The sequence below is a fragment of the Candidatus Kapaibacterium sp. genome, assembly GCA_023957315.1.
Classification (GTDB): Bacteria; Bacteroidota; Ignavibacteria; order Kapaibacteriales; family UBA2268; genus PGYU01.
Genome location: JAMLHE010000002.1, coordinates 106781 through 133093, shown reverse-complemented (window position 1 = coordinate 133093; position 26313 = coordinate 106781). Strand labels below are relative to the sequence as shown.

Here is a 26313-nt window from a genome sequence, read left to right as displayed (position 1 = left end):
TGAAACAATTTACTTTAAAAATAGTGATAAAATTGATACATCAGAAGCCGAAACACCGGATATACGCGAGGCTTGCCCCAAAGATGCCGGGCGAATCCGAATGAGTTTTTCACGTGCTTCGTTTGATAAAGACGATATGCTACTATAATCAAACCAATCGGGAATAACTTTGGATTCATTATCCAAGAAGTATGTGATGTCCTTCAATTGCCGTGCTATATAACCTTCATATTTTATATTTATCTGGATTTGCTCGGTAATATCTTCATTATGGACTAAAGTTCTGACAAAAGGGTCGCCATTTACATTTAATTTGAGCAAATCATGCAAACGGACGTTACTACGTTTTGTGAGATTATACACATCAGTTGTAATATCTACATTCGTTTCGCCGATAATTTTCAAATATTCATTGATAATATAAGGCTTGAGTTTGATTGATTTTGTCTTTTCAAAGCCATCATTAATTAAACGTGTCTTTTGTGAAATTTGTTCAAATTCCAAATCACTTATTAATCCGAGACGATGCCCATGATGCGACAATCGCAAATCTGCATTATCTTGTCGGAGCAAAAGTCTGTACTCGGCTAATGAAGTGAAAATTCGATAAGGTTCTTCAGTACTTTTATTGACCAAATCGTCAATCAGAACGCCAATATATGCTTCCGAGCGTCGCAAAGTAAAGGGTTCTTCCTCACGAATTTTCAGTGCAGCGTTTATTCCGGCTATTAGTCCTTGTGCGGCAGCTTCCTCATATCCCGAAGTCCCGTTGATTTGTCCTGCAAAATATAAACCCGCAATAGCTTTTGTTTCCATTGTGAAACGCAATTGATAGGGAAAAAAGAAATCATACTCGACTGCATATCCTGCTTTTGTCATGACTGCATGTTCCAATCCCGGAATTGTATGCAAGCCCTGAAGCTGAATATCTTGTGGTAAAGATGTTGAAAAACCGTTGACATAAATGGAATTTGTGTTCAAACCTTCGGGTTCGAGCAATATTTTATGAGAATCGCGTTCGGAGAAGCGATTAATCTTGTCTTCAATCGATGGGCAATATCTTGGACCGGCACCTTTGATTCGTCCCGTGAACATCGGCGAATCTTCAAATCCTGTTCGCAAAATATCGTGAGTTGCGAGATTTGTCTCCGTTCCGTAACAGACTAATCTATTTTTAACGCTTGCACTACGAAATGAAAATGCTTTCGGTTCATCGTCGCCGCTTTCAATTTCAACTTTTGAAAAATCTATAGATTCTTTTGCGATTCTCGGCGGCGTTCCTGTTTTCAGTCTGCCACGTACCAAGCCGTATGAAGATAGCAAGTCTGAAATCTTATGCGAGGGCTTCTCGCCTACTCTTCCACCGGCTGTGATTTCCTTGCCCGTGTATAATAAGCCGTTTAGGAAAGTTCCGGCGCATAATATTACAGCTTTGGCATAAATTGTCTCATTATTATCTGTGATGATTCCGATAACTTTGTCATTCTCAATCAGAACTTCGTTTGCAGTTCCTTTTATCAGGTGCACATTGTTTTCATTTGACAAAAGCGACCGTACATATTTCGGGTACAAATCTTTGTCAATCTGGCATCGTGGAGACCAAACTGCAGGACCTTTAGAGCGGTTCAGCATTTTGAAATGTATGCCGCCTTTATCCGCCAGACCACCCATGACACCACCGAGAGCATCAATTTCTTTAACAAGATGTCCCTTTGCCGAACCGCCAATGCTTGGATTGCACGACGGGCGACCCATCGTATCCAAATCCATAGTCAATAAGGCAACGTTCATACCCATACGAGCACCTACCACTGAGGCTTCAATGCCTGCGTGTCCTGCGCCGATGACTATTATATCAAATTTATTATTATGCATAAATTATACAGACGTAGTTTTGAAAAGTTTCACGTGAAACATTATTTGCCGATGCAAAATGAAGAAAAAATTCTGTCTAAGACTTCCTCGTTCCAAGATTCACCTGTCAATTCGCCTAAGATTTTAGTTGCTTTTCGCAAATCAATTGCAATAAGTTCATTTTCCATCCCTTGCTCCAAGCCTGATTTGGCATCAATCAGACTGCGTTCGGCTTCGATTAGTAAATCGTGATGGCGTCTATTTATCAATATGTCAGATATTCGTTCTATACTTTTTGAAGCTTTTTCGGTAATTTCTCTTTTTAGCAAATCTATTCCTGTGCCTAATTCGGCTGAAATTGCTAATCCTGTGTTTGGATGAATATTTGCCAAATCTATCTTGTTTTGCAATAGCAATATTTCATTATTCGGATATTTATCGGAAATTTCTTTGACCAAATTTTCGGAATTATTTTCACCGTTTGTCAAATCATTTATCACAAGAATCAAATCGGCATTTTCTAAAATTTCGTTCACCAATTTGATGCCTTCGATTTCAATTATATCTTCCGTTTCACGCAAACCGGCAGTATCGGTGAAAATAATTTTCAAACCGTCTAAGAATAATGATTCTTCGATATAATCGCGAGTTGTTCCGGCAATTTCGCTCACTATTGCGCGGCGACGACCCAAAATTGAGTTAAAAAGAGTTGATTTCCCGGAATTTGGAAATCCCGCAATTGCTACTTTGAATCCCGAACGTAGCACTTCGCTTGCACGGTAGGAATTATACAAATTTCGGCAAAATTCTATTGTCGAATCGAGCAATTCGATAATCTTGTGACGCTCAACAAATGCTACCCCTTCTTCGGCAAAATCTAATTCTAATTCGAGCAAACCCGAAATATCCAATAATTGTAGCCTCAGCTTTTGAAGTCGAGACGTGAAATCGCCCTTCAATTGTCGTGCAGCTGTTCTCGTTCCCGGCACTGAAACTGCATGAATAATATCGGCAACAGCTTCGACTTGTGCCAAATCGAGCTTTCCGTTCAAAAAAGCACGCTTAGTAAATTCGCCCGGTTGAGCAGGAACAGCTCCCAAAGCATAGAGCAAATCGAGAATTTCATTTACAATTATCAATCCGCCATGACAAGCGATTTCTATAACATTTTCACCGGTGTATGAATTTGGCGACTTGAAATAGGACAAAGTTACGGTGTCCACCATTCTGTCATTTTCGTAAATTTTACCATATATAATGGTATGACTTTGGATATTTTCAAGCTTTGATTTATCGCGAAAACATTTGCTGATAATATCAATAGCATCGTCGCCCGAAATTCTCACGACGGCAAGTCCGGAAATCCCCGGCGGTGTTGCGATTGCTGCTATTGTTCTCAATTTATGCTTTTTTGATAATAAAAAAAATATAGTAATTACTTTTAGAAAATGCTAAAACGTATATGATTAAGATTTCATGGCTTATGGCACTTGTTTTGATAGTATTATCAGTAATTTTCAATATTGACTGATATTTTATGGCAATGAATCGAATACAATTTGTTCAAGATATTCCGCATGGCTTTTCAAATAAGTCGGCAAAAGGGCGTTTGCCTGAAGTTTTGCCGGATAAGCTGATGCTGAATTTGGGTTGTGGCAGAGATGTCCGCGAAGGCTTCTTGAACATAGATTTATACTCCGAGAATGAAAAAGTTGTTTCAATGGATATTCGGAATCTTGAATTGCCGGATTCTTGTGCGGAATTTATTCTGGCAAGCGACGTATTGGAGCACTTTTCGCATAGGGAAACAGACGCCGTGCTTAAAGAATGGGCGCGAGTGCTGAAACCCGGAGGGAAAATCGAGATTCGTTGTCCGAATTTAAGATTGCAAATGAATGCCTACCAGCGTGGCGATTGGGATGCCGATATAGCCTCATACATGATTTTTGGCGGGCAAACAAATCCCGGAGATTATCATTGCGTCGCATTTGACGAAAAATCTATTTCCAAACATTTAGAAAAAGCTGAGTTAAAAGTTGAAAGCATTACTTTGCAGGATTACCCACAGAGCAAAGGCTTGATTAACTTGAATATGACTGTAGTCGCCTCCAAACGAGTAACTCAGACAATGAATAAACCCGAAAGCAGATTTGATTGGCTCGATTTCAAAGTTGATTCCGAAAGTTTAAAAGTTCAGCCCGACGATGAGCCATTTGAAATTGATATGTTGATGGAACTTGTGGGCGAGATTGAAAAGAAAGTTGAACCGATAAAAGAGGAATCTTTATTCCCCAAAAATGAGCAACAATTAAATGTCGTTTGGGAAGGTTCGCAGTTTGTCTATCATTCCTTAGCCTTAATTAATCGTGAACATTGCATAAATCTGACAAAATCGGGCGCTGTAAACCTGACTATTATACCATACGAACCAGATACATTCGACCCGAAAAGCAGCGAGAAATTCAAATCGCTAATTGAAAATGACATTCGATACAAATCCGAAGTTAGCGACGACGTTTCGGCATTGCCTTATGTCTGGATTCGCCACCAATGGCCCCCCAAAACCGAAGCTCCAAACGGTGCAAAATGGATTATTATGCAGCCCTGGGAATTTTCGGTTCTGAGAGAGGATTTTGTCGAATTATTCAAACAAGCGGACGAACTTTGGACTCCGTCTAATTTTTCGCGAAATTCTTTCATCGAATCGGGAATTGACGCCGACAAAGTGCAAGTAATTCCAAATGGCATAGACCCTGTCCTATTCAAACCAAGCGGCGATATATATGATTTGCCGACCAAAAAGCAATTCAAAATGCTGTTTGTTGGTGGGACGATTTTCAGGAAAGGAATTGATTTGCTTCTCCGAGCATACGTAGAAAATTTCACCGCAGACGACGACATTTGCCTTGTGATAAAAGATATGGGCGGAAGCAGCTTTTACAAAGGGCAAACTGCAAAAAATCATATCGAACAAATTCGCTCTAAAAGCAATTCGCCCGAAATAATCTATCTCGAAAATGATATGAGCGAGCAAGAAATGACATCGCTATATAGGGCGTGCAATGTTTTGGTCAGTCCCTATCGCGGCGAAGGATTCTCTTTGCCCGTTTTAGAGGCTATGGCTTGCGGAATTCCCGTCATCGTCACCGAAAATGGTGCGACTGACGATTTCTCACACGGTTCCTTTTCGCTGAAAATTAAATCCACAAAACGCAGCATTGGCAACACGCTTGACGATAAGCCATTCGTCAAAGAGGCTTTTCTGCTCGAACCCGATTTTGAAGAATTGAAATCTATTTTGAAATCCGTTTACGATAATCCCGGGCATTTGCGTAGTATGGGTGCTTTGGCACAGTTTTCAGCACGAACAGATTGGACTTGGAAAAGGGCAAGTATCAAGGCTCTGACGAGATTAGATTATTTGTATGGCACAAATACTGCTCTCAAAGCGAACGATGCCTTGGAAGACTTTAGTGACGCATCTTTGATGATGGGTGCCGCAGAAAGCAGCTACATTGCCGAAGATTACGATAATGCCGCAAGTGCTTATATTTCAGTGATTTCCAACAAAGATTCCGTCAGCCATGAGTATTATATTCTCTCGTTATGCAGAATGATTATCATTTCAATTAATAAGGGAGATAATGATACAGCGGACAATTTCATTTCCGAATTAGAACGAATTTCGCCCGAACATAATGATTTATATTATGTTAAGGCAATTTATTTCGCTTCAAAAGATATGATTGTAGAAGCACTTGAATCAATAACTGTTGTTATGGACAGTTGGAAATCACGCAGATTTGATTCGAGCATGGGCTATTCCTTAGATGATTTGTTGGTTTTGACGGCAGATTTGCTTGTCGCAATGGAAGATTTCCAATCGGCACACGATTTATATACGGTAGCACTATCCTTAAATTCGCAAAATTCATTTGCATGTTTCGGCACCGCAATGTGCTTCGAGAGTGCCGGTGCAACCGAAGAGGCGCTTACTATGTACGAATGGGCATATCGACTTAATCCTGAATTCGAATCAGCAAGGCAAAAAATAGAAGAATTGAGCCAAATCGAATAATTATTCTTTTAAGAAATATTTATTAAATATTGAGTAATTTAAGAATTTAGAATCTTGCAGTGCAGGATTTTTGAATAATATGCTGTAAATCAATAGTGTAGCAAGCACACCTATAATGGAGCCGAAATAAACATCAACAAAAAAATGTTGAACTAAATAAATTCTCGAAATGCCCACCATAAGTGCTAAAACAAACATAATGCCGGACCAACGCTTGTCTTTGATTAATAAGGCAAAAAATAAAAATATTACAAATCCCGTTGCAGTATGTCCCGAAGGCATACTGTTCCAAGAATGAACGTCAATTCCGGGTACTAATGACAATTCTGTCACGCCGATAAAAAATCCTTTTGGACGTGGCGAATCAATTAATGCTTTGAGAATTTGAACTACAATTCCTGCGGTCAAATATGCTGCTAACCCGAAGAACATATACCTTAAGCCGATTACACCGGCTATCAGCAGTACGATTGCAAAGTACTTTCCGTCGCCTGCTTCCGTAAAATAGATGAAGATTTGGTCGTAAATGTGATTATGGTAAGAATTAATCATCAATACGCATTGACCTTTGTCGTAGATAATCAGCCAAGCAGCTCCTATGGCGAGAAACAAAGTATATAAAATGAAAAAGGGAGCGTTTTCATTTATAGTTTCAGAAATTGACAAATAAAGTTTTTTCATTGTGGGTTTGTTTTAATTTCGGAAGTGCGTTTATGTTGATTTTTAGCAATTTCTCTAATTTTATCGTACTGCTCAAGTTTAATCTTAAAATTGAGCCTATTGTCCAAGTCCCCCAAAATGCGATATGCTTCGTTGATTAATGTGAATTTGACGAGTGCTTTTTCATTATTATAGTTTAGGTCAGGGTGGTATTTCCATGCCAACGTAATATATGCCTTGCGAATTGCATCACCTGAAGCAGTTCGCTCGACACCAAGGACTTTATAATAATCTATGTACCTCATTAACTCTGTTATCGCTATTAATCGTTATATGCAAATTTAAGACTAATCAGTCATATATAAAATACGTATAACTACGTAAATTGCATTTGAACGCGACTTAATATTTCAATGTCGGTTTCTGCGGGTAATTCGGTATAACTAATCACACTGACCATTGGATATGTGGAATGAATCATCCGATAAAAATAGGGACGCACTTGAGCAGAGCAAATAACTACAGGCATATACCCTGCGATGGTGACTTCATCAATTGCTTCGGAAATACTTTGGTTGATGACATTTAGTATTTCGGGCGATAATCCGAGAGATGGCACAAGCGAATTTTGATTATTTGATTGCAAAGCATTCGTCATAACTTCTTCAACTTCGTGGTCTAATGCAATGGCATGAATCACACCATTTTGGTCTTGATATAATTTCTTAATCGTTTCGGACAAACTATGACGCACATATTCAGTCAACACGTCCGCGTTTTTCGTAACTTTGTAATATTCGAGCAAAGATTCGCTTATAATTGCCAAATCACGAATCGGGATGCCTTCGGAGAGTAATTTTTGAACGATTTTTTGTATCGTTGAAACAGGCAAAGTATCGGGAGATATTTCCTCGATTAATGCCGGATAATCTTCTTTCAGATTTTCCAAAAGATGCTTTATATCTTGGCGCGTGATTAATTTATCGGCATTACGGCGAAGCAATTCAGTCAGATGTGTAGTCAGAACTGTTGCAGCTTCCACTACTGTGAAGCCCATCAATTCAGCATTTTCGCGGTCATTATAACTTATCCATGTAGCCGGCAATCCAAACACGGGTTCGGTTACTTGAATTCCTTTCAAATTGCCTTCGGCAGTACCCGGATTCATCGCCAACAACATTTGCGGATAAAGCATATTTCGGGCGTTTTCATTCCCTCGGATTTTGACTACATACTCTTCAGGCTCTAACTGCAAATTATCTCGCACCCTGACAGGTGGCAAAATTATCCCAAGCTCGATAGCGAGTTGTCGCCGGACATTTGTAATCCGTTTGAACAAGTCGCCACCTTGTGATTCGTCCACCAGCATGATTAAACTGTATCCAAGTTCAATCTCCACAGGGTCCACCTTCAATAATTCTTCAACGGGTTGGTCTTCGGGCTTGCGGATTTGTTCGGTTTCTTGCAATTCTTCATCTAATTTTGCCTGTTCTTCGCGTGCTATAGTCTTTGTGCGTAAAAAAGCAGCCGTCGCTGCTATGACTGACAATAACAAAAATGGCAAAAGTGGAAATCCCGGTAACATACCAATACCCAGCAAGGCAATTGAAGCAATATATAGGGGTTTGGGTTTGCCAACAAACTGTTTCCCGATTTCAATATCCAGATTATCTGACGATGCTGAACGCGTCACGACCAAACCACCTGAAACGGAAATTAGTAATGACGGAATTTGGGAAACAAGCCCATCGCCAATTGTTAAAATTGTATAAATTGCAGCGGCTTCGGCGATTGGCATCCCGAGTTGGAGTACGCCGATAGCAAATCCGCCAATTATATTGATAGCTGTGATTACCAATCCGGCTATTGCATCACCTCGGATAAACTTTGCAGCACCATCCATTGCCCCGAAGAAATCAGCCTCTTTGGTCAGGCTTTCTCGTCTTTTGCGAGCAGTTTGTTCGTCAATATATCCGGCGTTCATATCCGCATCTATAGACATTTGCTTGCCCGGCAAAGCATCTAAAGTAAATCTTGCCGAAACCTCTGCAATTCTACTCGAACCTTTGATGATTACAACAAAGTTAATCAGCACTAAAATTAGGAATATAATTATACCTACTACGTAATTGCCACCAATCACAAATTGTCCGAATGCATCGATTATTTGCCCTGCTTCTGCCTGACCAAGTATAAGCCTTGTAGAAGCAACGTTCAGCCCAAGCCGGAATAATGTAGTTATAAGCAAAATCGTTGGAAATGATGCTAAATCGAGTGGAGTCTTGAGATAGAGAGACACGAGCAAAATCAAAATGGCTACTGCAATATTAACGGTCAAAAGCAAATCAAGCATGAAAGTTGGCAAGGGAACTATCAGCAATGCTATTATCAGCATGATTCCTGCTGCCAAGAAAACGTCATTGTTCTTAGATAGCCTCAGACTAAAATTCCGAGTGAAATCTTCCATCCCTGAGTTTTTTGTCGGTCCCAATTGTTTGCTTTTAGCCATATATCAGTTTAATATCCCTAAAAATATAAGAATAACAAAAGCCTTGCCATTTAGAGCTTTTTGTTTTTTAGTGTATAAACATAAGCGAGAATTTGCGCAACTGCTTTGAACAAATTCTCCGGAATTTCCATATCAACTTCAGTAGAAAAATATAAAGTTCGAGCCAAAGGAGGGTTTTCGACAATCGGCACATCAAAGTCTTCTGCTAAAGTTCTGATGCTCATAGCCATGAAATCCACGCCTTTCGCCACTACTCTCGGTGCACCCGATTCTCCGGGCGCATATGCCAATGCAACTGCAAAGTGAGTCGGGTTGGTAATTACTACATCTGCTGTTTTTACATTTTTGAGCATCAGTTTCCTGACTCGTCCCCTCATCAATTGCCTTATTCGGGATTTAATCATCGGGTCGCCTTCTGCTTGGCGAGATTCGTCCTTAGTTTCCTTCTTGGTCATTTTCATATCTTCCTTGAATTTCCACTTTTGGTAAGTGAAATCTGCAAAAGCAATGATAATGTAAACTGCTCCGACTTTCCACATAATTTCGAATGCTAAACCTGCCATCAATATACCAACATCTGCAAAGGGGCGTTCCAAAAGCCCGATAATTTCTTCGTCTTTGTTCCACAACACAGTCACAACAACAGACCCAAGAACAAAAATCTTGGTTAATCCCTTCGCTAATTCAAACAAAGAATGTTTTGAAAAGAAAATTCGTTTCAATCCGCTAAAGGGATTGAAAATTTGTTTAAATCTCAATCCTTCGGTAAATTTCTTTGTGGCTATTTTTAACCCAACTTGGGATATTTCTGCCGCTAATGCCACGAAAAAGACCAAAAACATAATAGGAAGCAAAAGAGTGGACATAAAACCGATGATTTCACCTGCAAAAGCAGGAAAACCTTCTTCGGTGACTCGCAATGACCCAAGATTTTGGAAAATCCCTTTCATGAAATGCTGATAGGTCGAAATTAATTCGCCGCCCATCAAAAATATTCCCATCACCCCTATCATCAACACTGCTGAAGTGGTAACGTCCATACTTTTTGATACTTGCCCTTTGTCTCTCCCCTCTTTAAGCCGCTTCGGGGTGGCAAGTTCGGTCTTCTCTTGTCCGTCTTTGTTTTCAGCCACTTTACATCACCCTATCGGGATACATACTCATCAGTATTTCGAATGTAATTTGTTGCACCGAGCCCAATGCCCATTTCAAAATATAAATAACCATGGGTACCGATATGAACAACATTATTAATCCGACTGCTACCTTAACTTGGAAACTCAGAATGAAAATATTCGTCTGCGGAGCAATTCTTGCCAAAAGTGCCAAAGCAAGATTTGTACAAAATAATGCTACGAGAATCGGTGCGGCAATTTTAATTGCAAGGATAAATACCGTAACTGCATACTTTGTAAGCAAAGCGGCTGTAGCTTCGGTCATGGCAAATGTGGTCAAAGGTACCGCTCGGACACTTACATATGCCGCCTCGATAATGTGATGATGCCCATTCAGCACTAAAAACAGCATCAATGCTATCATATCCTTAAACTCGCCGACTAAGGTTGGTGTTGTATTCGATGGGTCAAATAAAACGGCAGTTTGATAGCCCATTTCAATATCAATCACACCACCTGCAAATCGTGCCGCAAAAAATACTGCATGAGCTGCAAATCCAATAATTAGACCGAGAAGAAATTCTTTCATCACCAATAGTGTAACATACCACAAGTGAAATTCAATCACAGGTTGGTCTTCCCAAAATGCCGATGTCACCGCAATCGCAATCAATGCGGCAAGAAATATTTTCACTTGGGGAATAATTGCTGTTGCTTTGAAAAATGGAGCTGCCGAAAATACACCCAAAATCCTGATAAAGATTAAAGTCCCTATCAGAAATTTACTTGTAAGTAGGTGTAAGGTGGCGGAATCAATCACGCTCACATACCGGCGATTAGATTCATTATTTCAATCATATATGCCTTCAGCGTCTGAATCATAAAGGGCAAGAGCAAGACTATTACAACGAAAACTGCAATCAATTTCGGGACGAATGTCAGCGTTTGCTCGGAAACAGTCGTAGCCGCTTGCAAAATCGCAATAAACAAACCTACCGTTAATGAAACCAATAGCAAGGGTCCCACAATCAGCAATACATGATAAAAGGCATCTCGTACAATTTGAATTACCATTTGCTCAGTCATATATTCTCCTAATTCAAAATACTTTTCATTAATGAATCAATCACTAAGTTCCAGCCATCCACCAAAATGAACAGCAAGAGCTTAATCGGCAATGAGATAAGTTGCGGTGGCAGAAGGAACATACCCAGGGACATCAGAGTGCTCGCTATAATCATATCCAGCACCAAAAATGGCACAAAAAGCATAAAACCGATTTGGAATGCCACCCTTAGTTCGCTAATCGTATATGCCGGAATAATCGCCCAAATCGTAAGTTCAGTCTCGTCCATAGGTTTTTCGGAGCCGCTAAGTTTGACAAAGAGTGCCAAATCTTCTTCCCGAGTATGCTTGAGCATAAACTCGCGGAAGGGCTGAATAATATTCTCGACAGCTACTTCTTGAGTGATTTCATCTCTCATATACGGCTGAATCCCGCGTTCGTTAGATTGGTCGAGAACCGGTTGCATCACAAAAAATGTCAGAAAAAGCGCCAATCCGGTAAGCAATTGGTTGGGCGGTTGAGTATGTGCACCCATAGCTTGTTTCAGGAAGTGGAACACTACAATAATGCGAGTGAAACAAGTCATCATCACCAAAATCGAAGGCGCCAAGGTCAAAACTGTCAGTACGGCAAGAATTTGGAGCGTCAACACCAAATCATTTCCGCCGTCATCCATGCCCACATTAACCGAAAGATTCGGCAACTGAAGCTGCTGAGATTGCTGGGCTTCGGCTATAAACGGGAAAAGCAATACAATCAGAACGTATATAATAATAAGTTTTTTCAAAATTTATGCTCGTAATATTTATCGGAGTATAGATTACAAGCATAGTGCCATTAATATGCTCGCGCCGGATAGAGAGTACAAAAGCAGTCCAAATCAAAGTTCAACATTATTTTGCAACATAAACGTCATTGACCCCACAAATAGAATTTGAACAATATTATTCAATTGGTGAAAAAACTTCAATTCGATTTTTCTTTGTAAATTTTTGAATTATTTTATGCTTATTTAGAATTTTTTCGTATATTTGTTGCTCTAAATTTTTGCAGGAGAAGAAATAAAGTGAATGCATTAGAATATGTAAACGACGTTGCCAAAGAAAGGGCAACATCAGTCAGAAAAGCTAAAGACGGCGACAACTATGCGGCGTTTCCGGAGTTTCGCGAAGGCGACATGATAACCGTTGCGGTTAGAGTAGTCGAAGGCGAAAAAGAACGTCTCCAGAACTTTAAAGGAATCGTCATCGCAATGCATAGTGGCGGCATCAACAAATCTTTCACAATCAGAAAGATTTCGAACGGTGTCGGAGTCGAAAGAGTTTTCCCATTCTACTCACCAATGATTCAATCAATTTCATTGGAAAAGAAAGGTCGTGTCCGCAGAGCAAAATTGTACTATCTTCGCGGCATGTCCGAAAAGAAGATTCGCCAAAAACTCAGCTAAGACACTCTCAGCTATTATTTTCAAAAAGCTGTCTCGGAAATGGGACAGCTTTTTTGTGTTGGAAGTAAAGTCTGAACTATCTCATTCGTCATTCTTAGCGAAGCGAAGAATCCAATCCGAACTTGTCTGAACTATGATTTGTGTGATTTAAGTGATTGAGATGATAAAGAATTAGACTTCGGAAGTCTTTATAATTAACTTCAAGAAGCTTATTATATTCATATACTTTAGAAAATTAGACTTCCGAAGTCTTCAACTGTCAGACTTTCACAAACATCTGCGTCCGGCTGCCGATGCGGAGATAATACACACCACGAGATAGATGCGAAATATCAATTCTTAAAATATCGCTCCCTGAGCCTGTCGAAGGGTGCGGGGTGGTACTCACACATTCGCCAAGAGTGTTGAAGATTTTGATGTCAATAGTTTCATCAAGAGGCTGTCTCATAAGGGCAGCCATTTTTTATATTTTTGTGGAAAAATACGAGAAAATACTAGGTGCAAAATAGCGTCATAACAGCTGTAATCAACAATAAGTTAGCGATGCAATGAGACCAAAGTTTAAATACTATAATCAATCTGAAACGTTTCTGCTACCTCCATCTCTTGATGAAATGATTAAAGAAACTCATCCTGTTAGGACAATAAACAAAATTATTGATGAAATTGATATAAGCGATATCGAAAACAATTACATCGGTGGTGGCGCGACCAGCTACAGCCGGAATGCTTTTGAAAATACTCGTATATGCTTATATGAATAATGTTTATTCAAGCCGACGAATAGAAAATTTAGTGCAAGAAAATATTCATTATATGTGGCTAAGCGGTATGCAAAAGCCGGATCACAATACAATCAATCGCTTCCGCAGTAAACGCTTGGCAAGCGGCTTGAAGAAGTCTTCACTAAGGTAGTATTGTCTCTATTTCATAAAGCCGGAATTTTGGATATTAAAGATCTATATGCAGACGGCACAAAAATAGAAGCAAACGCAAATAAATACAGCTTTGTCTGGAGTAAAAATATCCGAACACGTAAGAAAAATATTACAACAAGTCAATGAGTTGTGGAAATACGCACTTCAGGTAAAGCGCAGAAGAAATGCGAGACGTCCGACCACAGAGCTACGAAGAGATAAATCCCGAGAGTATAACTGAAACAATAGAAGAAATAAATAAAGTATTGGTAAAAAAAAAGATTGATAAAAATGTACGTGCCAAACTTACAAAAGTGAAGAAAACTTGGTCTGAACAATTAAGGAAATATGAAGCATACGAAAGCAAATGAACGGTCGCAACAGTTGTTCAAAAACCGACCCTGATGCAGTATTTATGCGAATGAAAGACAGTATGCAGAACGGACAACTAAAAGCCGCTTACAACTGGCAAATAAGTACAAACAATCAATAGTGGTCAATTACAGTATTCATCAAACAGCCGGTGACACTTCCACATTTATTGAACATATAGAATCATATAAACGCCAATATCGTGAATACCCTGAATCAATCACAGCTGATGCAGGTTATGGGGGTCATGAGAATTACAAATATGCAGAAGACAATAAAATCGAAGCCTATATCAAATACAACTATTTTCACTTAAGAGCAGAAAAGCAAATTAGCGAAGACATCAGCAAGTCCGACAATTTATATTACAACGAAGAACAAGACTGTTACTATTGCCCAATGGGTCAAGCGATGGAAAATATCGGAGAGAAAAGAAAAAATAACTTTGAACGGATACAAACAAATAGTCAGCCGATATAGAGCCAAAAACTGCGTCGGTTGCCAGCTGCGAGCCACTTGCCACGAGAGCGCTGACAATCGAGCGATGAAATAAACAAAGAAGCAAAACGACTAAGAGAGCAAACAATCCCGACTGATGAGTCCTGAAGGGACGAAGAAACGAAAACGACGACCAATTGAACCGGAAGCGGTTTTTGGCAATATCAAACACAACAAACAATTTAGAAGATTTTTTTACTGAGAGGCAAAAGAAAAAAGTAGAAATCGAAGTTGGACTATTGGCTCTAGCCCACAATCTGAGCAAATTTGTAGCTTAAAATAGCAAAATATCTCACTTTCCCATCCAAAATTGCCTCAAATTAGCATCAAAACATACCAAAAAATGGAATAATGCTCATTTCTAATTGATTTTTCAAATTTAGAATGTTAATTATAACAATTAATCTCATTTTTTCTTTTTATTGAAGTCGAAGAGGCTGCTCTTGTGAGACAGCCTCTTGATAGCAGCATTAATTTCGATATATTCGCTTGCCGGATTGGGATGCAGAATTAAGCTTGAGCTATTTGCACTTTCCCAAACGCTGGTGGCAGGGGTGGCGGTGAAATCTAAAGTGAAGCTGTGCGATGTTATTAGAGTGTCGTAATATATTGGAGCAAAAGTATAGGCTTCGTCTATTGGGGTGATAAAATATTCTTTGGATTCCGCTTTATAGTAAACATAGTTCCCTGTAGAGTCGGTTTTCACCGTGTTTTCGCCAATCTGAACATCCATATTTGCAAGAATATCACCTTTATTATCTTTGATAATGCCCATTAATGTATAGTTTGACCTTATATCTTCGGCATTGAAATCAAATCCGGTCGTGTCACTTGTGAGTTCTATGTTGTATTCAAGTGGTGTATAGTCAAATGGTTTGTAGTAGTAGGTTGGGTTGTCACCATCATAATACTTGTTCAATGCTCTGACTTGATAAGATCCCTGCAGGTTGCCGAATCTGTAATAGCCGTCTTTGTCCGTCATTGTGACACGGAAAGTGTCTAATTGGATCGCTACCCCTGCTTGCCCTTTGTCGCCTTCCCAAACGCGTCCGCTTATACTGTACTTATGTTCGACACTCGGAGCGAGGTTATCTTCTATCATTCTGTAAATATGCCTTGTAAAGGTTGCAACTACAGGAATTGTATCAGAATATCTTACGAGCATTGTAGGCGGGGTTGTCTTTCTTATTGAATCGTGCAGTTTGCTTTCATAAGTCCATGATTCACCTCCATCGTGAGTATAAACAATCTTTCCAAACTGACCGACTGTAATACCTGTTAAACTATCTTTGAATGCAATGCTCTGTAGTCCAAAAGGTTGAATATCATGGTCGTAAAATTTATTTCTAAGTGAATACAAATCTAACATCCTTCTCCAAGTTATTCCACCATCAGTACTTTTATATATTGCATCGTGTCCTGTGCCACCGCTTATCGTGTTACTTGAACCACATACAAACATTGTATTGTCATCTACAATATAAAGTCTCTTATTCCTGATAAATGTCCGATATAAAGAAGCTCGTATTCAAAAGTTTTTATATTTAATTTTAATAATGAGTGATTTGTAAAACCTGAAATACTTGGATTTGATTTATCAAAAATTCTTGCTATCGAAAATAATATAGAGTCATTTTTAAATGTTGGATATAAAAGAGTATAACTCATATTCTCATTCTCACTGAATAATTGCTCATAGAAGTTATAGTAACTATTCCATCCGTCAGATGTGACATAATATCCACCTGAAGCTACACCAATATTTTTATTGAACATAGCTATGTTGCGAATATAATTAATACCGTCAAGTTTCAATGATTCGAAATTTTCACCTTTATCGTTTGATTTATAAATTGTACCATCGAAAAACGTTATAAAAATATTCACACTGTCAGGACAACTCATATCTTCAGCTGTATCGTGGTCTATGTTATTAGCAAACTCCCATGAGCTACCATTATCATCTGATCTATAGAAATTACAAAATCTACCAATAGTAGAAATGATGAATACATTTTTATTATCAGGACATTCCATTGCTATTGGATTAGACTCAATAATGAAAGTCATTTCCCATACGTTTTGAGAATACCCTTCAAGAGCTACAAACATTAATAAAATTGGAATTAGTGCTTTCATTTCAACATTTTTCTAAAATTAACAAAACCATATATATAATATACACATGAATGCGTAAATTATCTCAAAAGGATGGAAGAATTTTTTTGCAAAGTTGAAAGAATGTACTTAATTTTATGAAGATTTTTATAATTTTGTAGAATGAAAGTTGAGAAAATTCTAAAGAAATTGATTGCAGGCACCCATAACGTCAAATTTGGCGAGATGTTATATCTGCTCGAAGCATTTGGATTTGAGTTAGACAGAACTAAGGGCAGCCATCACATTTTCAAGCATGTAGGAATAAATGAGATCGTCAACATACAAAACGTGAATGGAGAAGTTAAATCTTACCAAGTAAAACAAGTTTTAACTATTATCGAAAGAAATTCGTTAACTTATAAGTAAATTATGAAAGATTATCATATAAATATATTTTATAGCGAAGAAGACGGTGGTTACATAGCGGACATACCGGACTTAGCTTATTGCTCTGCATTTGGAGATACACCTGAAGCAGCACTTCATGAGGTGTTGGAAGCTAAAGAATTATGGCTTGAAACCGCACAAGCAGCGAATAAAAAAATCCCTAAACCACATTATAAGCCTCTACTATACCAAATAGCCATGCTTTGAGTTGGCATCTTCCCGTGCCGTCAGTTGTTCTAAAGTTAGTGTATCATCAATAATTACAACTGACGACTATAATTCAGGTTCATCCCTATCCGTCAATTATAACAACTGACGGGACATACAAAGACGGAAATATCTTTAATTCCCCTCCTGAGGGGTGGATGCGCCAGCAGACGGGGTGGGTGTCTCGTCATAAAAATTCTTTTCCCACGAATAAATTCATGGGCTATGTTTTGCACAGAACGCTGTTGCAGTCCTACAAAATTCCTCTTCATCTTGCTTAAATTATGAAAATTATATTATTTTGCATATATGATTTTGAATTAAATGTAACAAAAAAATGGCAACAACAAAAATAGCCCTGATAAATCCTGAGTCAAAGAGGACTGTTAATTATTATCCCACCGGATTATGCTCATTAAGCTCTTATGTCAAAAAGTACTCCAAGAAAGATGTTGTTATCAAAATTTTCAATTATGATGAAGATGAACTGTCATATTTGGAAAGTTTTGCCCCTGATATAATTGGATTAACATCATTTACTCATTATTTCAAAAAAAGCGTCCAAATCAGCAAATTGCTAAAACAAAAATTTCCCCAAAGCTTGCTTGTATTCGGCGGTTGCCATATATCTGTAATGCCTGAGTCATTGCAGGGCGATTTCGATTTGGCTGTAATCGGCGAAGGCGAACAAAGCTTTCTCGAGATAGTGGAAAATTTCTCGGACATCTCCGATTTATCTTTCAAATCTATTGATGGGATTGCGTATCGGGAAAATGGCGGTCTGTTCAATCATCAACCGCTTTATATGATTTAAATTTGATAATCCCCTGTATTATTAATAGCAACCTACTTTTTGAAAGTATTTTAACTGCTATTTTGTGCTTTTTAACCTACGACTTACACCTTTACTATATGCAGCCTGGCATCGTTTAAGATTGTATTTACCTTAAGAAGCTTAACCTTTATACGTATGTGTTATTTTGGTGATACTGCATTACACCCTTACGCTTCCCAGCTGTATGCCAAAGCTATTTGTTTCTTAACTTGATTATTTTTGTGCTGTGTTACCACGCATTTATTATGGCTCGATATTAATATTTTATGCCTCTGCTTGCCTTGGCATTGCCCACATATTGTTTTTATGGCATCCCTTTTACATTCGCATTTTCTTTGATGTATCTGATTACAAATCAGCTCTGTTTCTGACCATTTTCAACTTATAAACTTTTACGATTAAGGCTGTTTGAAAATGCTGGGACATTATGTTCATTCTTTTTGTCATTATTGAAAAATGATCATTCTCCCTTACCAGTTTTTAAAATGACTGTTTACGCGTTGTTATTATTTTTTAATTTTAATTATTTAAAATCCACTAATTACGACTATTTATTTTTATGGTAATTAAAAATAATTTTTTGTGATTGATCAACTATGTTCTTTTTACTTTTTAAGTTGGTTTTACCTTTCCATACAACTCGTCATTTATACGAAATTTTCAACACTTCGTCTATTATTCACTTAAAACATTCTACTCATCAACTTCTCGATCTAACTCTTTCCAAGTATTTACCTCTAACAACTTTAATCGACTTTGACTTCCCGCTCACATGTTCTCACTACCTTTACGATAACCCTACTTTCTGTTATTACCATGTTTAGGCTCGTTATTATTTTCTTTAAATATCAACTACACCTTGTTTCTATTGTTCCTCATTTTAACAACTTCATTTGGTGAGCAATAATACCTTTCGTTGTATTGTTTACTTTAACATGTTCTTCGTTTGCGATATTGCTTTCTAAATGTTGAAGTTCATTTGTGACATATTCAATACCGATTCTTTCATTCCAAAGCTCTCCACTATTGCTGTTCATTCACTATTACCTGTTTCGTCTTTGTTTCATTCGTTTCTAACGACGATTGATGATACGATCAATTTCCTTTATAACACCCACATGATAATAATCCTACTATCTACTTAAGCTTTCTTTACCATTTCATCCTTTATTTCATAGAAACTCGTTCTTGTCGTTGTTAAAACTCGTTTACCACCCTATGTGATGCTTTGGATTACGTTCACTGATACTAAGACCATTTACTCACTGTTTTGATTAAGCTTTTTCACTTCTGTATTCACTGTTTCATACGTGCGTTCTTTTACTACATTTTAATCTGGTGTCTGCTTTGATCTACGTTTCTTTTCCTTTACCTACATTCTGGCGTTTAACTTCTGGAACATTGGCTTATACGGCATTTACCTGATTATAAATACCACCTGTTTCGTATACGTTTCGATCGCTTGTATACGGAAAATTTTATTCCCATGCTTTCTGTACTATTGAACTTTACTTTGTATTAACTTTGTTGTATATTTTTGTTTTTACCTGCCTTGTATTATTGTGCTCTGTTTAAAGATACGTTTTTATCGATCATTATAATGTTCAAATTCTTGGAAGCTGAATTCTGCTAATTCGGCGTTGAAAGTTGCTCGCTCAGTCGCCATGAGCCTTTGAGGAAATTGCTCTCGTCTTCGACTGTTATGTAGGAGCGGTTCGGGTTCATTTTCAACTGCTCAATCAATTCTTGCGCAAAAAGAGTAAATCAATACCTCGAAGAAATTATCCATTTTCTCTTTTTCGATGGATGATTCAAAATCCTTGAGTTTAGCGAAATTATAGCCATACTCAAGCATGAACATAAAGTTTTTAATGGCTTGTTTCTTATTGCCCTCTAATTTAGCTCCTGTATATAGTTTCGGGAATACATTGATTTTCAGGTCTTTGTGTTGAAGAGTGCCAACAAAGTTTTTTGCCTTTATGCAATTTTTAATATCTGCTTTTGTTGGGTGCAAAGTGAATGGCAGATTTTTAGGGAACTTATCTTGAAAATCAAGTAGTGTATCCCACTGTTCTTTATCTACTGGTTGTCTATCGTATTCTACTATGTTAATCGTGTTCATATGTTTAGCACTGCTATTTTAAAACTGTTTTTATGCTTCAATTTCTTCATCTTGCTCTTCCGCTCCGTTAGTCTTTTGATTTGCGTTTTTTCCATACACAGCAAACTCATAAACTTTAGCAAATTCATTTTCAAATTTGCCTTCACTTGCTTTCATTTTCAGTTTCCATTTTTCATTATCTTTCGCAGGTTTTGCAAGATACTCAGACTCGCCTATCACTTTTGCAAGATTGCCATAATCGGCATAGAAATATTCCTGCAAGAGAGGCATAATCCTGTTTTCCCAAGCACGGCGAAGCTCTTCAAAAGTATTCACTTTCATCAAAAATGAATGCCCGATTTGATGTTCGCGGTCGTATTCTTTACAGATTTTTTCGTTAAGTTTGTAGAGGAAAATTGATAAATCTTTATCTCCAATTATCCCTGAATTTGGCCATTTTAATTCATCAATAGCGGTCTTTTCATTGATTATTATGATTTCGTCTGTATGATGATACTTCGGCATCATCTCCTCGAAATCGAAGCGGCGGCGAAGTGCTGTATCGAGTTGGACGAGTGAGCGGTCGGCTGTATTCATTGTGCCGATGATATACAAATTGGGTGGCACACCAAACTGCTCGCCGGAATACGGCAGCGTCCGATGCATCTCTCGTTTATCCTCGCCCAATCGCTTATCTTCTTCGAGCAGCGTTATCAATTCGCCAAATATTTTGGAGATATTCCCGCGATTAATTTCATCAATGATGAGGACGACGGGCTCACGTTTGCTTAAATATTCCTTCCTCTTTTCCTTATCGTCATATTCTTGTAAGAAGTTTTCAAAATCATCAAATCCAATTGCTTCTACACACACTTTCTTAAAGATTCCACCTTTAACGTCATAAATGACAATTTCTTTGTTCCCTTTATCTGTGCAAACCGAAATCCCTTCAACAAATTGTTCGTATGAGAATGATTGGTGAAATGTGATGAAAGAGTTGCTCGACGTACCATCAATTTCTTGAGCTTTGATTTTGCTATTAAACGTTTTCCCCGTGCCGGGAGGTCCATAGAGGATTAGGTTTTTGGCGAAATTTTTGGAATTGCTGGGTCTTAATTTGAGTAAGAATTCAAACTCTTCTTTGGTTGCCTTCAAATTTGTGCCTTGTTTACCAGCTTTCAGATTCTTTAATTCTTCAATGTTCATTATTTCACTTTTTAATATTGGATTGTCAATATAATTATGCGTTATTGTAATTGGAGCTCTTAATCCGCTTGGTTTTGTTGTTTTCCAAAAATGATCATCAGTTTCCAAACCGACTTCTTTTGGGTTGTCGCTTATTTCAGCAAGTGCATAACATCCACTTTTTTCACCTGTCACCCATAAAATTACTTTATCGCCACTCCTAATATTTCCTTTGTTTTGATTTATTAACCAGCTATTGACCTTGTTTTCCTTTAATGCTGAAAATACGTCAAAAATATCAGGATTAGCTTGGAAAATCCAATAGTTGCGGGTATGTATTAATTTTTTATCGAAACATTGATACAAAATATCTTGTGCTAAAAGTAATAAATTATCATCATGAAAATCGTCAGTATCTAATTGGCTTTGGATCAAACCGATGAGCTCTTGGTCATGTTTGATATAATTATCAACTAATTCATTCATCAACCCCAAATAATGATTATACTTTTGCCCCGTTTTTTTTGTGTTGACTTTTATATATTCGCAATAAGCCTCATAAAAAGATGATTTATAAAAGGTGTATTTGGTTGGATTGTGATATGTTAAAAAAGTGGCAGCAGTCCTTTCATCATGTTGATGAGAATGCCTTTCTACAGCTTTTACAGATTTGTATAATTCATCAGCAGTGTCAATAAAAGACCTAATTCTATCATTAAGAGGTTTAGTCTCATCAAATAATTCACTTAAACAACTTTTATACTCTATTGGTTTTGTTTTAACTAATATTTACCACACAAGCCTATATTAAGTATTAAAAATGAAGATTCAAGTCTGTCATATGCCTTCCCTTTATTACATTCACTTCATGATTTACTTGTAAAATGTTACTTTAACTTTATTTATATTATAACTTTTTTGTCTTGTTCTTATATTATGTTTTTCACATTTTATTTAGTTAACAAATATAACTGGTAAAGTACTTTTCTATCCACTATTTGACATTATATAGTCAATTTTCCTCTTAAATCCTCTCCTCTGCCGATTTCAGCAATTAGCCCGTCAGACTTAAAATCAAAAAGAAGCTGGGCACATTTCTTATGATTAGTAAATATTGAAGGAGTAAATAACAAGGAAGCAATATCTCTACCTTGAGCCTGGAAGCCATTAAAATCAATAGAATGAGAACTAAATTTAATATTGAAGTTAGTTGAAATATAGTTTATTGTGTAATCGGATATTTCATTTAGACATTTTTGTACTTTAAGCTGGATTTCACGCTTGTTTTTGAAGTAAAAAATTGTATAAAGCAGTCTAAAGGGCATACTCCAAACTATAAAAGATTTGTCATTGATATTAGAGTTCTTAAGCATACTATTATCAATAATTGGAACATACGTTTGTATAAAAGCAAGATTTTTTAATATTGGCTTTCTTAATTTCTTCAATATCATTATTTGTAATTTCTGTTCCTTGGTTAAGTTTAACTAGCACAATTCTTCGTAACAAATTAACCGGATATACTCGTGTTTTGCTTTGCTTATAATCCTTGTCTAGTAAGCCATTAATTTCATTTTTAGTAAGCAAATTAAGTTGTTTAAATAAAATCTCTGGTATATGATTTCGTTGAAATATTTGGCAGTTTCGACCAAATAATCTATTGAATCTTTGATGTTTCTTTCAATTGCAACTTCCATCTTCCTTCTCCATTTATTATTACACATGTTAAATTTCAATAGTATATTCAACCCCTTCGGGGTAAAAAGCCATCCTAAAAAATTTACTTGTTATAGATTATTAAATTCAGATTTTCTTTGCTAATACGTTCCATCTTTCTTCTCCAAATTTTTGAAATATTACATTTTTACAAATATAATGTTTAGAATGCAGCAATTTGTCATTTTGCAACAAGCGAAATGAAAAATGTGAACTATTTGCTAACCCACGGTTGAAACCATGGGCTATGTTTCGGGCAGAACGCTGTTCTGTCCATACGACACGAGTCTTTCTGAGGCTGTCTCATAAGGGCAGCCATTTTTTATATTTTTGTGGAAAAAAAGAAAATACTAGGTACAAATCGGCGTCATAACGGTTGTAATCAACAATAAGTTAGCGATGCAATGAGACAAGTTTAAATACTATAATCAATCACAAACGTTTCTACTACCTCCATCTCTTGATGAAATGATTAAACTCATCCTGTTAGGACAATAAATAAAATTATTGATGGAAATTGATATAAGCGATATCGAAAACAATTACATCGGTGGTGGCGCGACCAGCTACAGCCCGAGAATGCTTTTTTGAAAATACTCGTATATGCTTATATGAATAATGTTTATTCAAACCGACGAATAGAAAATTTAGTGCAAGAAAATATTCATTATATGTGGCTAAGCGGTATGCAAAGCGGATCCGTACAATCAATCGCTTCACCAGTAAACGCTGGCAAGCGGCTTGAAAGAAGTCTTCACTAAGGTAGTAATGCTACATTCATAATGGGAATTTTGGATATTAAAGATCTATATACAGACGGCACAAAAATAGAAGCAAACACAAATAAATACAGCTTTGTCTGGAGTAAAAATATCCGAACACGTAAAAGAAAAATATTACAACAAGTCAATGAGTTGTGGAAATACGCACTTCAGGTAAGCGCAGAAGAAATGCGAGACGTCCGACCACAGAGCTACGAAAGAGATAATCCGAGTATAACTGAAACAATAGAAGAAATAAATAAAGTATTGGTAAAAAAAGATTGATAAAAATGTACGTGCCAAACTTACAAGTGACTTGGTCTGAACAATTAAGGAAATATGAAGCATACGAAAAGCAAATGAACGGTCGCAACAGTTGTTTAAAAACCGACCCTGATGCAGTATTTATGCGAATGAAAGAAGATACCGTATGCAGAACGGACAACTAAAAGCCGCTTACAACTGGCAAATAAGTACAAACAATCAAATAGTGGTCAATTACAGTATTCATCAAACAGCCGGTGACACTTCCACATTTATTGAACATATAGAATCATATAAACGCCAATATCGTGAATACCCTGAATCAATCACAGCTGATGCAGGTTATGGGGTCATGAATTACAAATGTACGAAGACAATAAAATCAGCCCTATATCAAATACAACTATTTTCATAAAGAGCGCAGCAGTAGCAAAGGCATCAATGATCCGACAATTTATATTACAGCATAGCGGTATATGGTAGGCCAAAAACTGCGTCGGTTACCAGCTGCGATACTTGCCACGAAGGCGCTGACAATCCGAACGATAGAAATGGCAAAGAAACAAAACGAAGCTAAAACTGGCAAATCCCGACTGATGAGTCCTGAAGGTGTGAAAAAACGAAAACAACGATAAATTGAACCGGAAGCGGTTTGGCAATATCAAACACAACAAACAATTTAGAAGATTTTTTACTGAGAGGCAAAGAAAAAGTAGAAATCGAAGTTGGACTATTGGCTCTAGCCCACAATCTGAGCAAATTTGTAGCTTAAAATAGCAAATATCTCACTTTCCCATCCAAAATTGCCTCAAATTAGCATCAAAACATACCAAAAAATGGAATGTACCTACTATATAATAACGATACATTATATTAATTAGTCCCATTTTATCACCTTATTGAAAGCCAAAGAGGCTGCCCTTGTGAGACAGCCTCCTACGATTTCCCACACAAAAAAAAGCTGCCCTTGTGGGACAGCCTCTGTTTTATTTTATTAAGCCAAGTTCTTTGCCGGAGATTTCGAATACTTCGAGTATTCGGTCGAGATGTTCCTTCTCGTGGGATGACATGTACGATGTTCGCATCATGCTCATGTTTGGCGGTACGCCGGGCGGTATGAATGCGTTCACGAATACTCCGCGGTCGAATAGTTTTCGCCAAGTGTAGAGGGCCATTTCGATTTCGCCAACTACGACGGGCACGATTGCTGTTTCGCTATCTATGACGTTGAATCCCATTTTGCCGAATGCTTTACGCATGTAATCAGCGTTTGCAAGGAGTTTGTCAACGAGTTGGGGTTCGCGTTCTAAGATTGTAAGTGCTGCAAGTGCCGATGCACATGAAGCGGGTGTTGGGCTGGCGCTGAAAATTATCGCAGGGGAATTGTGTTTCAGATAGTTGATTACGCGTTCGGGTCCGGCTACGAATCCGCCGAGCGATGCAAATGTCTTTGAAAAAGTTCCCATTATCATGTCGGTTTGGTCTGTGCAATTGTAGTGACTTGCTGTGCCTCTGCCGCCTTTGCCGATTACGCCGACTGAGTGAGCATCATCCACAAGCACTCTTGCGCCGTATTTATGTGCTACTTTTATCATATCGGGCAAGTTGACGATTTCGCCTGTAACGGAAAATACGCCATCGGTGACTATTAATTTTCCGGCTTTCTCGGGAATCGTTTTGAGTAAGCTCTCTAGGTCTTCCATGTCATTGTGCTTGTAGCGTTTGAATTCTGCGAATCCGCCTTTGGCAAGCATACAACCATTTACGATGCAAGCGTGATTTTCCTTGTCGCTGATGATGTAATCACCTTTCAGCACAAGCGATGAAATTACGCCTAATGCTGTTTGGTATCCTGTACTGAAGAGTAAAACGGCTTCGAATCCAAGAAACTTTGCGAGCCGCTCCTCGAGTTCGATATGCAAATCAAGTGTTCCCGTCAAATATCGGGAACCCGAGCATCCCGTTCCATACTTTTCGATAGCATCTATAGCGGCGTTTTTAACTTCCGGATGCGCTGTAAGCCCTAAATAATTGTTAGAACCCGCCATCACCATATCCCTGCCTTCCACCCTGACTACCGGACCTTCATTTTCCTCAATCGGGTGAAAATACGGGTACAATCCTGCGGCTTTAACTTCCTCGACCCTTGTAAAATTGTAACATTTCTCGAATAAATCCACT

The 26313-nt window shown here is 37.8% G+C and carries 34 protein-coding genes; 15 read left to right on the top strand and 19 right to left on the bottom strand.

What is annotated here, in order from left to right; translation table 11 throughout:
* Positions 1-9: 9 nt before the first annotated feature.
* Both mnmG and mnmE read right to left on the bottom strand, forming a co-directional pair.
* Positions 10-1875, bottom strand: coding sequence for a tRNA uridine-5-carboxymethylaminomethyl(34) synthesis enzyme MnmG (mnmG, locus tag M9949_02375; GenBank protein MCO5250251.1), 1866 nt, complete (start codon positions 1873-1875; stop codon positions 10-12).
* 41 nt (positions 1876-1916) lie between these two features.
* Entirely contained in the window at positions 1917-3254 is a 1338-nt protein-coding gene (gene mnmE, locus M9949_02370) for a tRNA uridine-5-carboxymethylaminomethyl(34) synthesis GTPase MnmE (protein MCO5250250.1), read from the bottom strand.
* 137 nt (positions 3255-3391) lie between these two features.
* Between mnmE and M9949_02365 the strand changes: the two genes are divergently transcribed.
* Positions 3392-5932 (top strand): glycosyltransferase, encoded by a 2541-nt coding sequence (locus tag M9949_02365; GenBank protein MCO5250249.1) that lies wholly within the window; start codon positions 3392-3394, stop codon positions 5930-5932.
* Here the strand turns inward: M9949_02365 and M9949_02360 are convergent, their stop codons facing one another.
* The 7 genes from M9949_02360 to fliP form a co-directional block, all read right to left on the bottom strand.
* Complete coding sequence (locus M9949_02360) at positions 5933-6613, bottom strand: phosphatase PAP2 family protein (GenBank protein ID MCO5250248.1); 681 nt, start codon at positions 6611-6613, stop codon at positions 5933-5935.
* Entirely contained in the window at positions 6610-6897 is a 288-nt protein-coding gene (locus tag M9949_02355) for a DnaJ domain-containing protein (GenBank protein MCO5250247.1), read from the bottom strand. The genes M9949_02360 and M9949_02355 overlap by 4 nt, the downstream gene beginning before the upstream one ends.
* 71 nt (positions 6898-6968) lie before the next feature.
* Positions 6969-9101 carry a flagellar biosynthesis protein FlhA gene (gene flhA, locus M9949_02350; protein MCO5250246.1) on the bottom strand — a complete coding sequence of 711 codons (2133 nt, stop codon included), beginning with the start codon at positions 9099-9101 and terminating at the stop codon, positions 6969-6971.
* A 50-nt stretch (positions 9102-9151) separates the two neighbouring features.
* Positions 9152-10234, bottom strand: a complete 1083-nt coding sequence (gene flhB, locus M9949_02345) for a flagellar biosynthesis protein FlhB (GenBank protein ID MCO5250245.1) — start codon at positions 10232-10234, stop codon at positions 9152-9154.
* A gap of 1 nt (position 10235) precedes the next feature.
* Entirely contained in the window at positions 10236-11036 is an 801-nt protein-coding gene (gene fliR, locus M9949_02340; GenBank protein ID MCO5250244.1) for a flagellar biosynthetic protein FliR, read from the bottom strand.
* Positions 11037-11038: 2 nt separating this feature from the next.
* A complete protein-coding gene (fliQ, locus tag M9949_02335) occupies positions 11039-11302 on the bottom strand; it encodes a flagellar biosynthesis protein FliQ (GenBank protein ID MCO5250243.1) in 264 nt (87 codons plus the stop codon).
* 8 nt (positions 11303-11310) lie between these two features.
* Positions 11311-12069: a flagellar type III secretion system pore protein FliP gene (fliP, locus tag M9949_02330; GenBank protein MCO5250242.1), complete on the bottom strand. Its 759-nt coding sequence runs from the start codon at positions 12067-12069 to the stop codon at positions 11311-11313.
* 279 nt (positions 12070-12348) lie between these two features.
* Between fliP and rplS the strand changes: the two genes are divergently transcribed.
* Positions 12349-12729 carry a 50S ribosomal protein L19 gene (gene rplS, locus M9949_02325; protein ID MCO5250241.1) on the top strand — a complete coding sequence of 127 codons (381 nt, stop codon included), beginning with the start codon at positions 12349-12351 and terminating at the stop codon, positions 12727-12729.
* A 259-nt stretch (positions 12730-12988) separates the two neighbouring features.
* Here the strand turns inward: rplS and M9949_02320 are convergent, their stop codons facing one another.
* Positions 12989-13177 carry a T9SS type A sorting domain-containing protein gene (locus M9949_02320; protein MCO5250240.1) on the bottom strand — a complete coding sequence of 63 codons (189 nt, stop codon included), beginning with the start codon at positions 13175-13177 and terminating at the stop codon, positions 12989-12991.
* Between the two features lie 100 nt (positions 13178-13277).
* Between M9949_02320 and M9949_02315 the strand changes: the two genes are divergently transcribed.
* The 6 genes from M9949_02315 (at position 13278) to M9949_02290 (ending at position 14794) form a co-directional block, all read left to right on the top strand.
* Positions 13278-13493: a hypothetical protein gene (locus tag M9949_02315; protein MCO5250239.1), complete on the top strand. Its 216-nt coding sequence runs from the start codon at positions 13278-13280 to the stop codon at positions 13491-13493.
* The gene (locus tag M9949_02310) at positions 13486-13644 is read left to right on the top strand and encodes a transposase (GenBank protein MCO5250238.1); all 159 of its coding nucleotides are present in this window, start codon (positions 13486-13488) and stop codon (positions 13642-13644) included. The genes M9949_02315 and M9949_02310 overlap by 8 nt, the downstream gene beginning before the upstream one ends.
* Before the next feature lie 187 nt (positions 13645-13831).
* Complete coding sequence (locus M9949_02305) at positions 13832-14017, top strand: hypothetical protein (protein ID MCO5250237.1); 186 nt, start codon at positions 13832-13834, stop codon at positions 14015-14017.
* A gap of 121 nt (positions 14018-14138) precedes the next feature.
* Positions 14139-14498, top strand: coding sequence for a transposase (locus M9949_02300; GenBank protein ID MCO5250236.1), 360 nt, complete (start codon positions 14139-14141; stop codon positions 14496-14498).
* 115 nt (positions 14499-14613) lie between these two features.
* On the top strand, positions 14614-14718 hold the full coding sequence (locus M9949_02295) for a transposase (protein MCO5250235.1): 105 nt from the start codon (positions 14614-14616) through the stop codon (positions 14716-14718).
* Positions 14672-14794 (top strand): transposase, encoded by a 123-nt coding sequence (locus M9949_02290; protein ID MCO5250234.1) that lies wholly within the window; start codon positions 14672-14674, stop codon positions 14792-14794. The genes M9949_02295 and M9949_02290 overlap by 47 nt, the downstream gene beginning before the upstream one ends.
* Positions 14795-14922: 128 nt before the next feature.
* Here M9949_02290 and M9949_02285 read toward each other — a convergent pair whose 3' ends face one another.
* Positions 14923-15978, bottom strand: coding sequence for a hypothetical protein (locus M9949_02285; GenBank protein ID MCO5250233.1), 1056 nt, complete (start codon positions 15976-15978; stop codon positions 14923-14925).
* 11 nt (positions 15979-15989) lie between these two features.
* Positions 15990-16655, bottom strand: a complete 666-nt coding sequence (locus tag M9949_02280; protein MCO5250232.1) for a hypothetical protein — start codon at positions 16653-16655, stop codon at positions 15990-15992.
* A gap of 141 nt (positions 16656-16796) precedes the next feature.
* Between M9949_02280 and M9949_02275 the strand changes: the two genes are divergently transcribed.
* From M9949_02275 to M9949_02265, 3 genes are all read left to right on the top strand, one after another.
* Positions 16797-17042, top strand: coding sequence for a type II toxin-antitoxin system HicA family toxin (locus M9949_02275; protein MCO5250231.1), 246 nt, complete (start codon positions 16797-16799; stop codon positions 17040-17042).
* 3 nt (positions 17043-17045) lie between these two features.
* Positions 17046-17270 (top strand): type II toxin-antitoxin system HicB family antitoxin, encoded by a 225-nt coding sequence (locus M9949_02270; protein ID MCO5250230.1) that lies wholly within the window; start codon positions 17046-17048, stop codon positions 17268-17270.
* A gap of 337 nt (positions 17271-17607) precedes the next feature.
* The gene (locus M9949_02265) at positions 17608-18084 is read left to right on the top strand and encodes a cobalamin-dependent protein (GenBank protein ID MCO5250229.1); all 477 of its coding nucleotides are present in this window, start codon (positions 17608-17610) and stop codon (positions 18082-18084) included.
* Positions 18085-18980: 896 nt separating this feature from the next.
* Here the strand turns inward: M9949_02265 and M9949_02260 are convergent.
* From M9949_02260 to M9949_02235, 6 genes are all read right to left on the bottom strand, one after another.
* On the bottom strand, positions 18981-19142 hold the full coding sequence (locus M9949_02260) for a hypothetical protein (GenBank protein MCO5250228.1): 162 nt from the start codon (positions 19140-19142) through the stop codon (positions 18981-18983).
* Positions 19143-19734: 592 nt separating this feature from the next.
* Positions 19735-19830, bottom strand: a complete 96-nt coding sequence (locus M9949_02255) for an McrC family protein (protein ID MCO5250227.1) — start codon at positions 19828-19830, stop codon at positions 19735-19737.
* Positions 19831-19840: 10 nt separating this feature from the next.
* Positions 19841-20227, bottom strand: coding sequence for a hypothetical protein (locus tag M9949_02250; GenBank protein ID MCO5250226.1), 387 nt, complete (start codon positions 20225-20227; stop codon positions 19841-19843).
* Positions 20228-20257: 30 nt separating this feature from the next.
* Positions 20258-21877, bottom strand: coding sequence for an EVE domain-containing protein (locus tag M9949_02245; protein MCO5250225.1), 1620 nt, complete (start codon positions 21875-21877; stop codon positions 20258-20260).
* 518 nt (positions 21878-22395) lie between these two features.
* A complete protein-coding gene (locus M9949_02240; GenBank protein ID MCO5250224.1) occupies positions 22396-22845 on the bottom strand; it encodes a hypothetical protein in 450 nt (149 codons plus the stop codon).
* A 99-nt stretch (positions 22846-22944) separates the two neighbouring features.
* Entirely contained in the window at positions 22945-23088 is a 144-nt protein-coding gene (locus M9949_02235; protein ID MCO5250223.1) for a hypothetical protein, read from the bottom strand.
* A gap of 810 nt (positions 23089-23898) precedes the next feature.
* Here M9949_02235 and M9949_02230 point away from each other — a divergent pair.
* From M9949_02230 to M9949_02215, 4 genes are all read left to right on the top strand, one after another.
* Complete coding sequence (locus tag M9949_02230; GenBank protein MCO5250222.1) at positions 23899-24153, top strand: hypothetical protein; 255 nt, start codon at positions 23899-23901, stop codon at positions 24151-24153.
* Positions 24150-24317, top strand: a complete 168-nt coding sequence (locus tag M9949_02225) for a hypothetical protein (GenBank protein MCO5250221.1) — start codon at positions 24150-24152, stop codon at positions 24315-24317. Before M9949_02230 ends, M9949_02225 begins: the two co-directional genes overlap by 4 nt.
* Positions 24299-24547 (top strand): hypothetical protein, encoded by a 249-nt coding sequence (locus M9949_02220; GenBank protein ID MCO5250220.1) that lies wholly within the window; start codon positions 24299-24301, stop codon positions 24545-24547. Before M9949_02225 ends, M9949_02220 begins: the two co-directional genes overlap by 19 nt.
* Before the next feature lie 237 nt (positions 24548-24784).
* The gene (locus tag M9949_02215; protein MCO5250219.1) at positions 24785-24904 is read left to right on the top strand and encodes a transposase; all 120 of its coding nucleotides are present in this window, start codon (positions 24785-24787) and stop codon (positions 24902-24904) included.
* Positions 24905-25118: 214 nt separating this feature from the next.
* Here the strand turns inward: M9949_02215 and M9949_02210 are convergent, their stop codons facing one another.
* Positions 25119-26312, bottom strand: a complete 1194-nt coding sequence (locus M9949_02210) for an aminotransferase class I/II-fold pyridoxal phosphate-dependent enzyme (protein ID MCO5250218.1) — start codon at positions 26310-26312, stop codon at positions 25119-25121.
* Position 26313 lies beyond the last annotated feature (1 nt).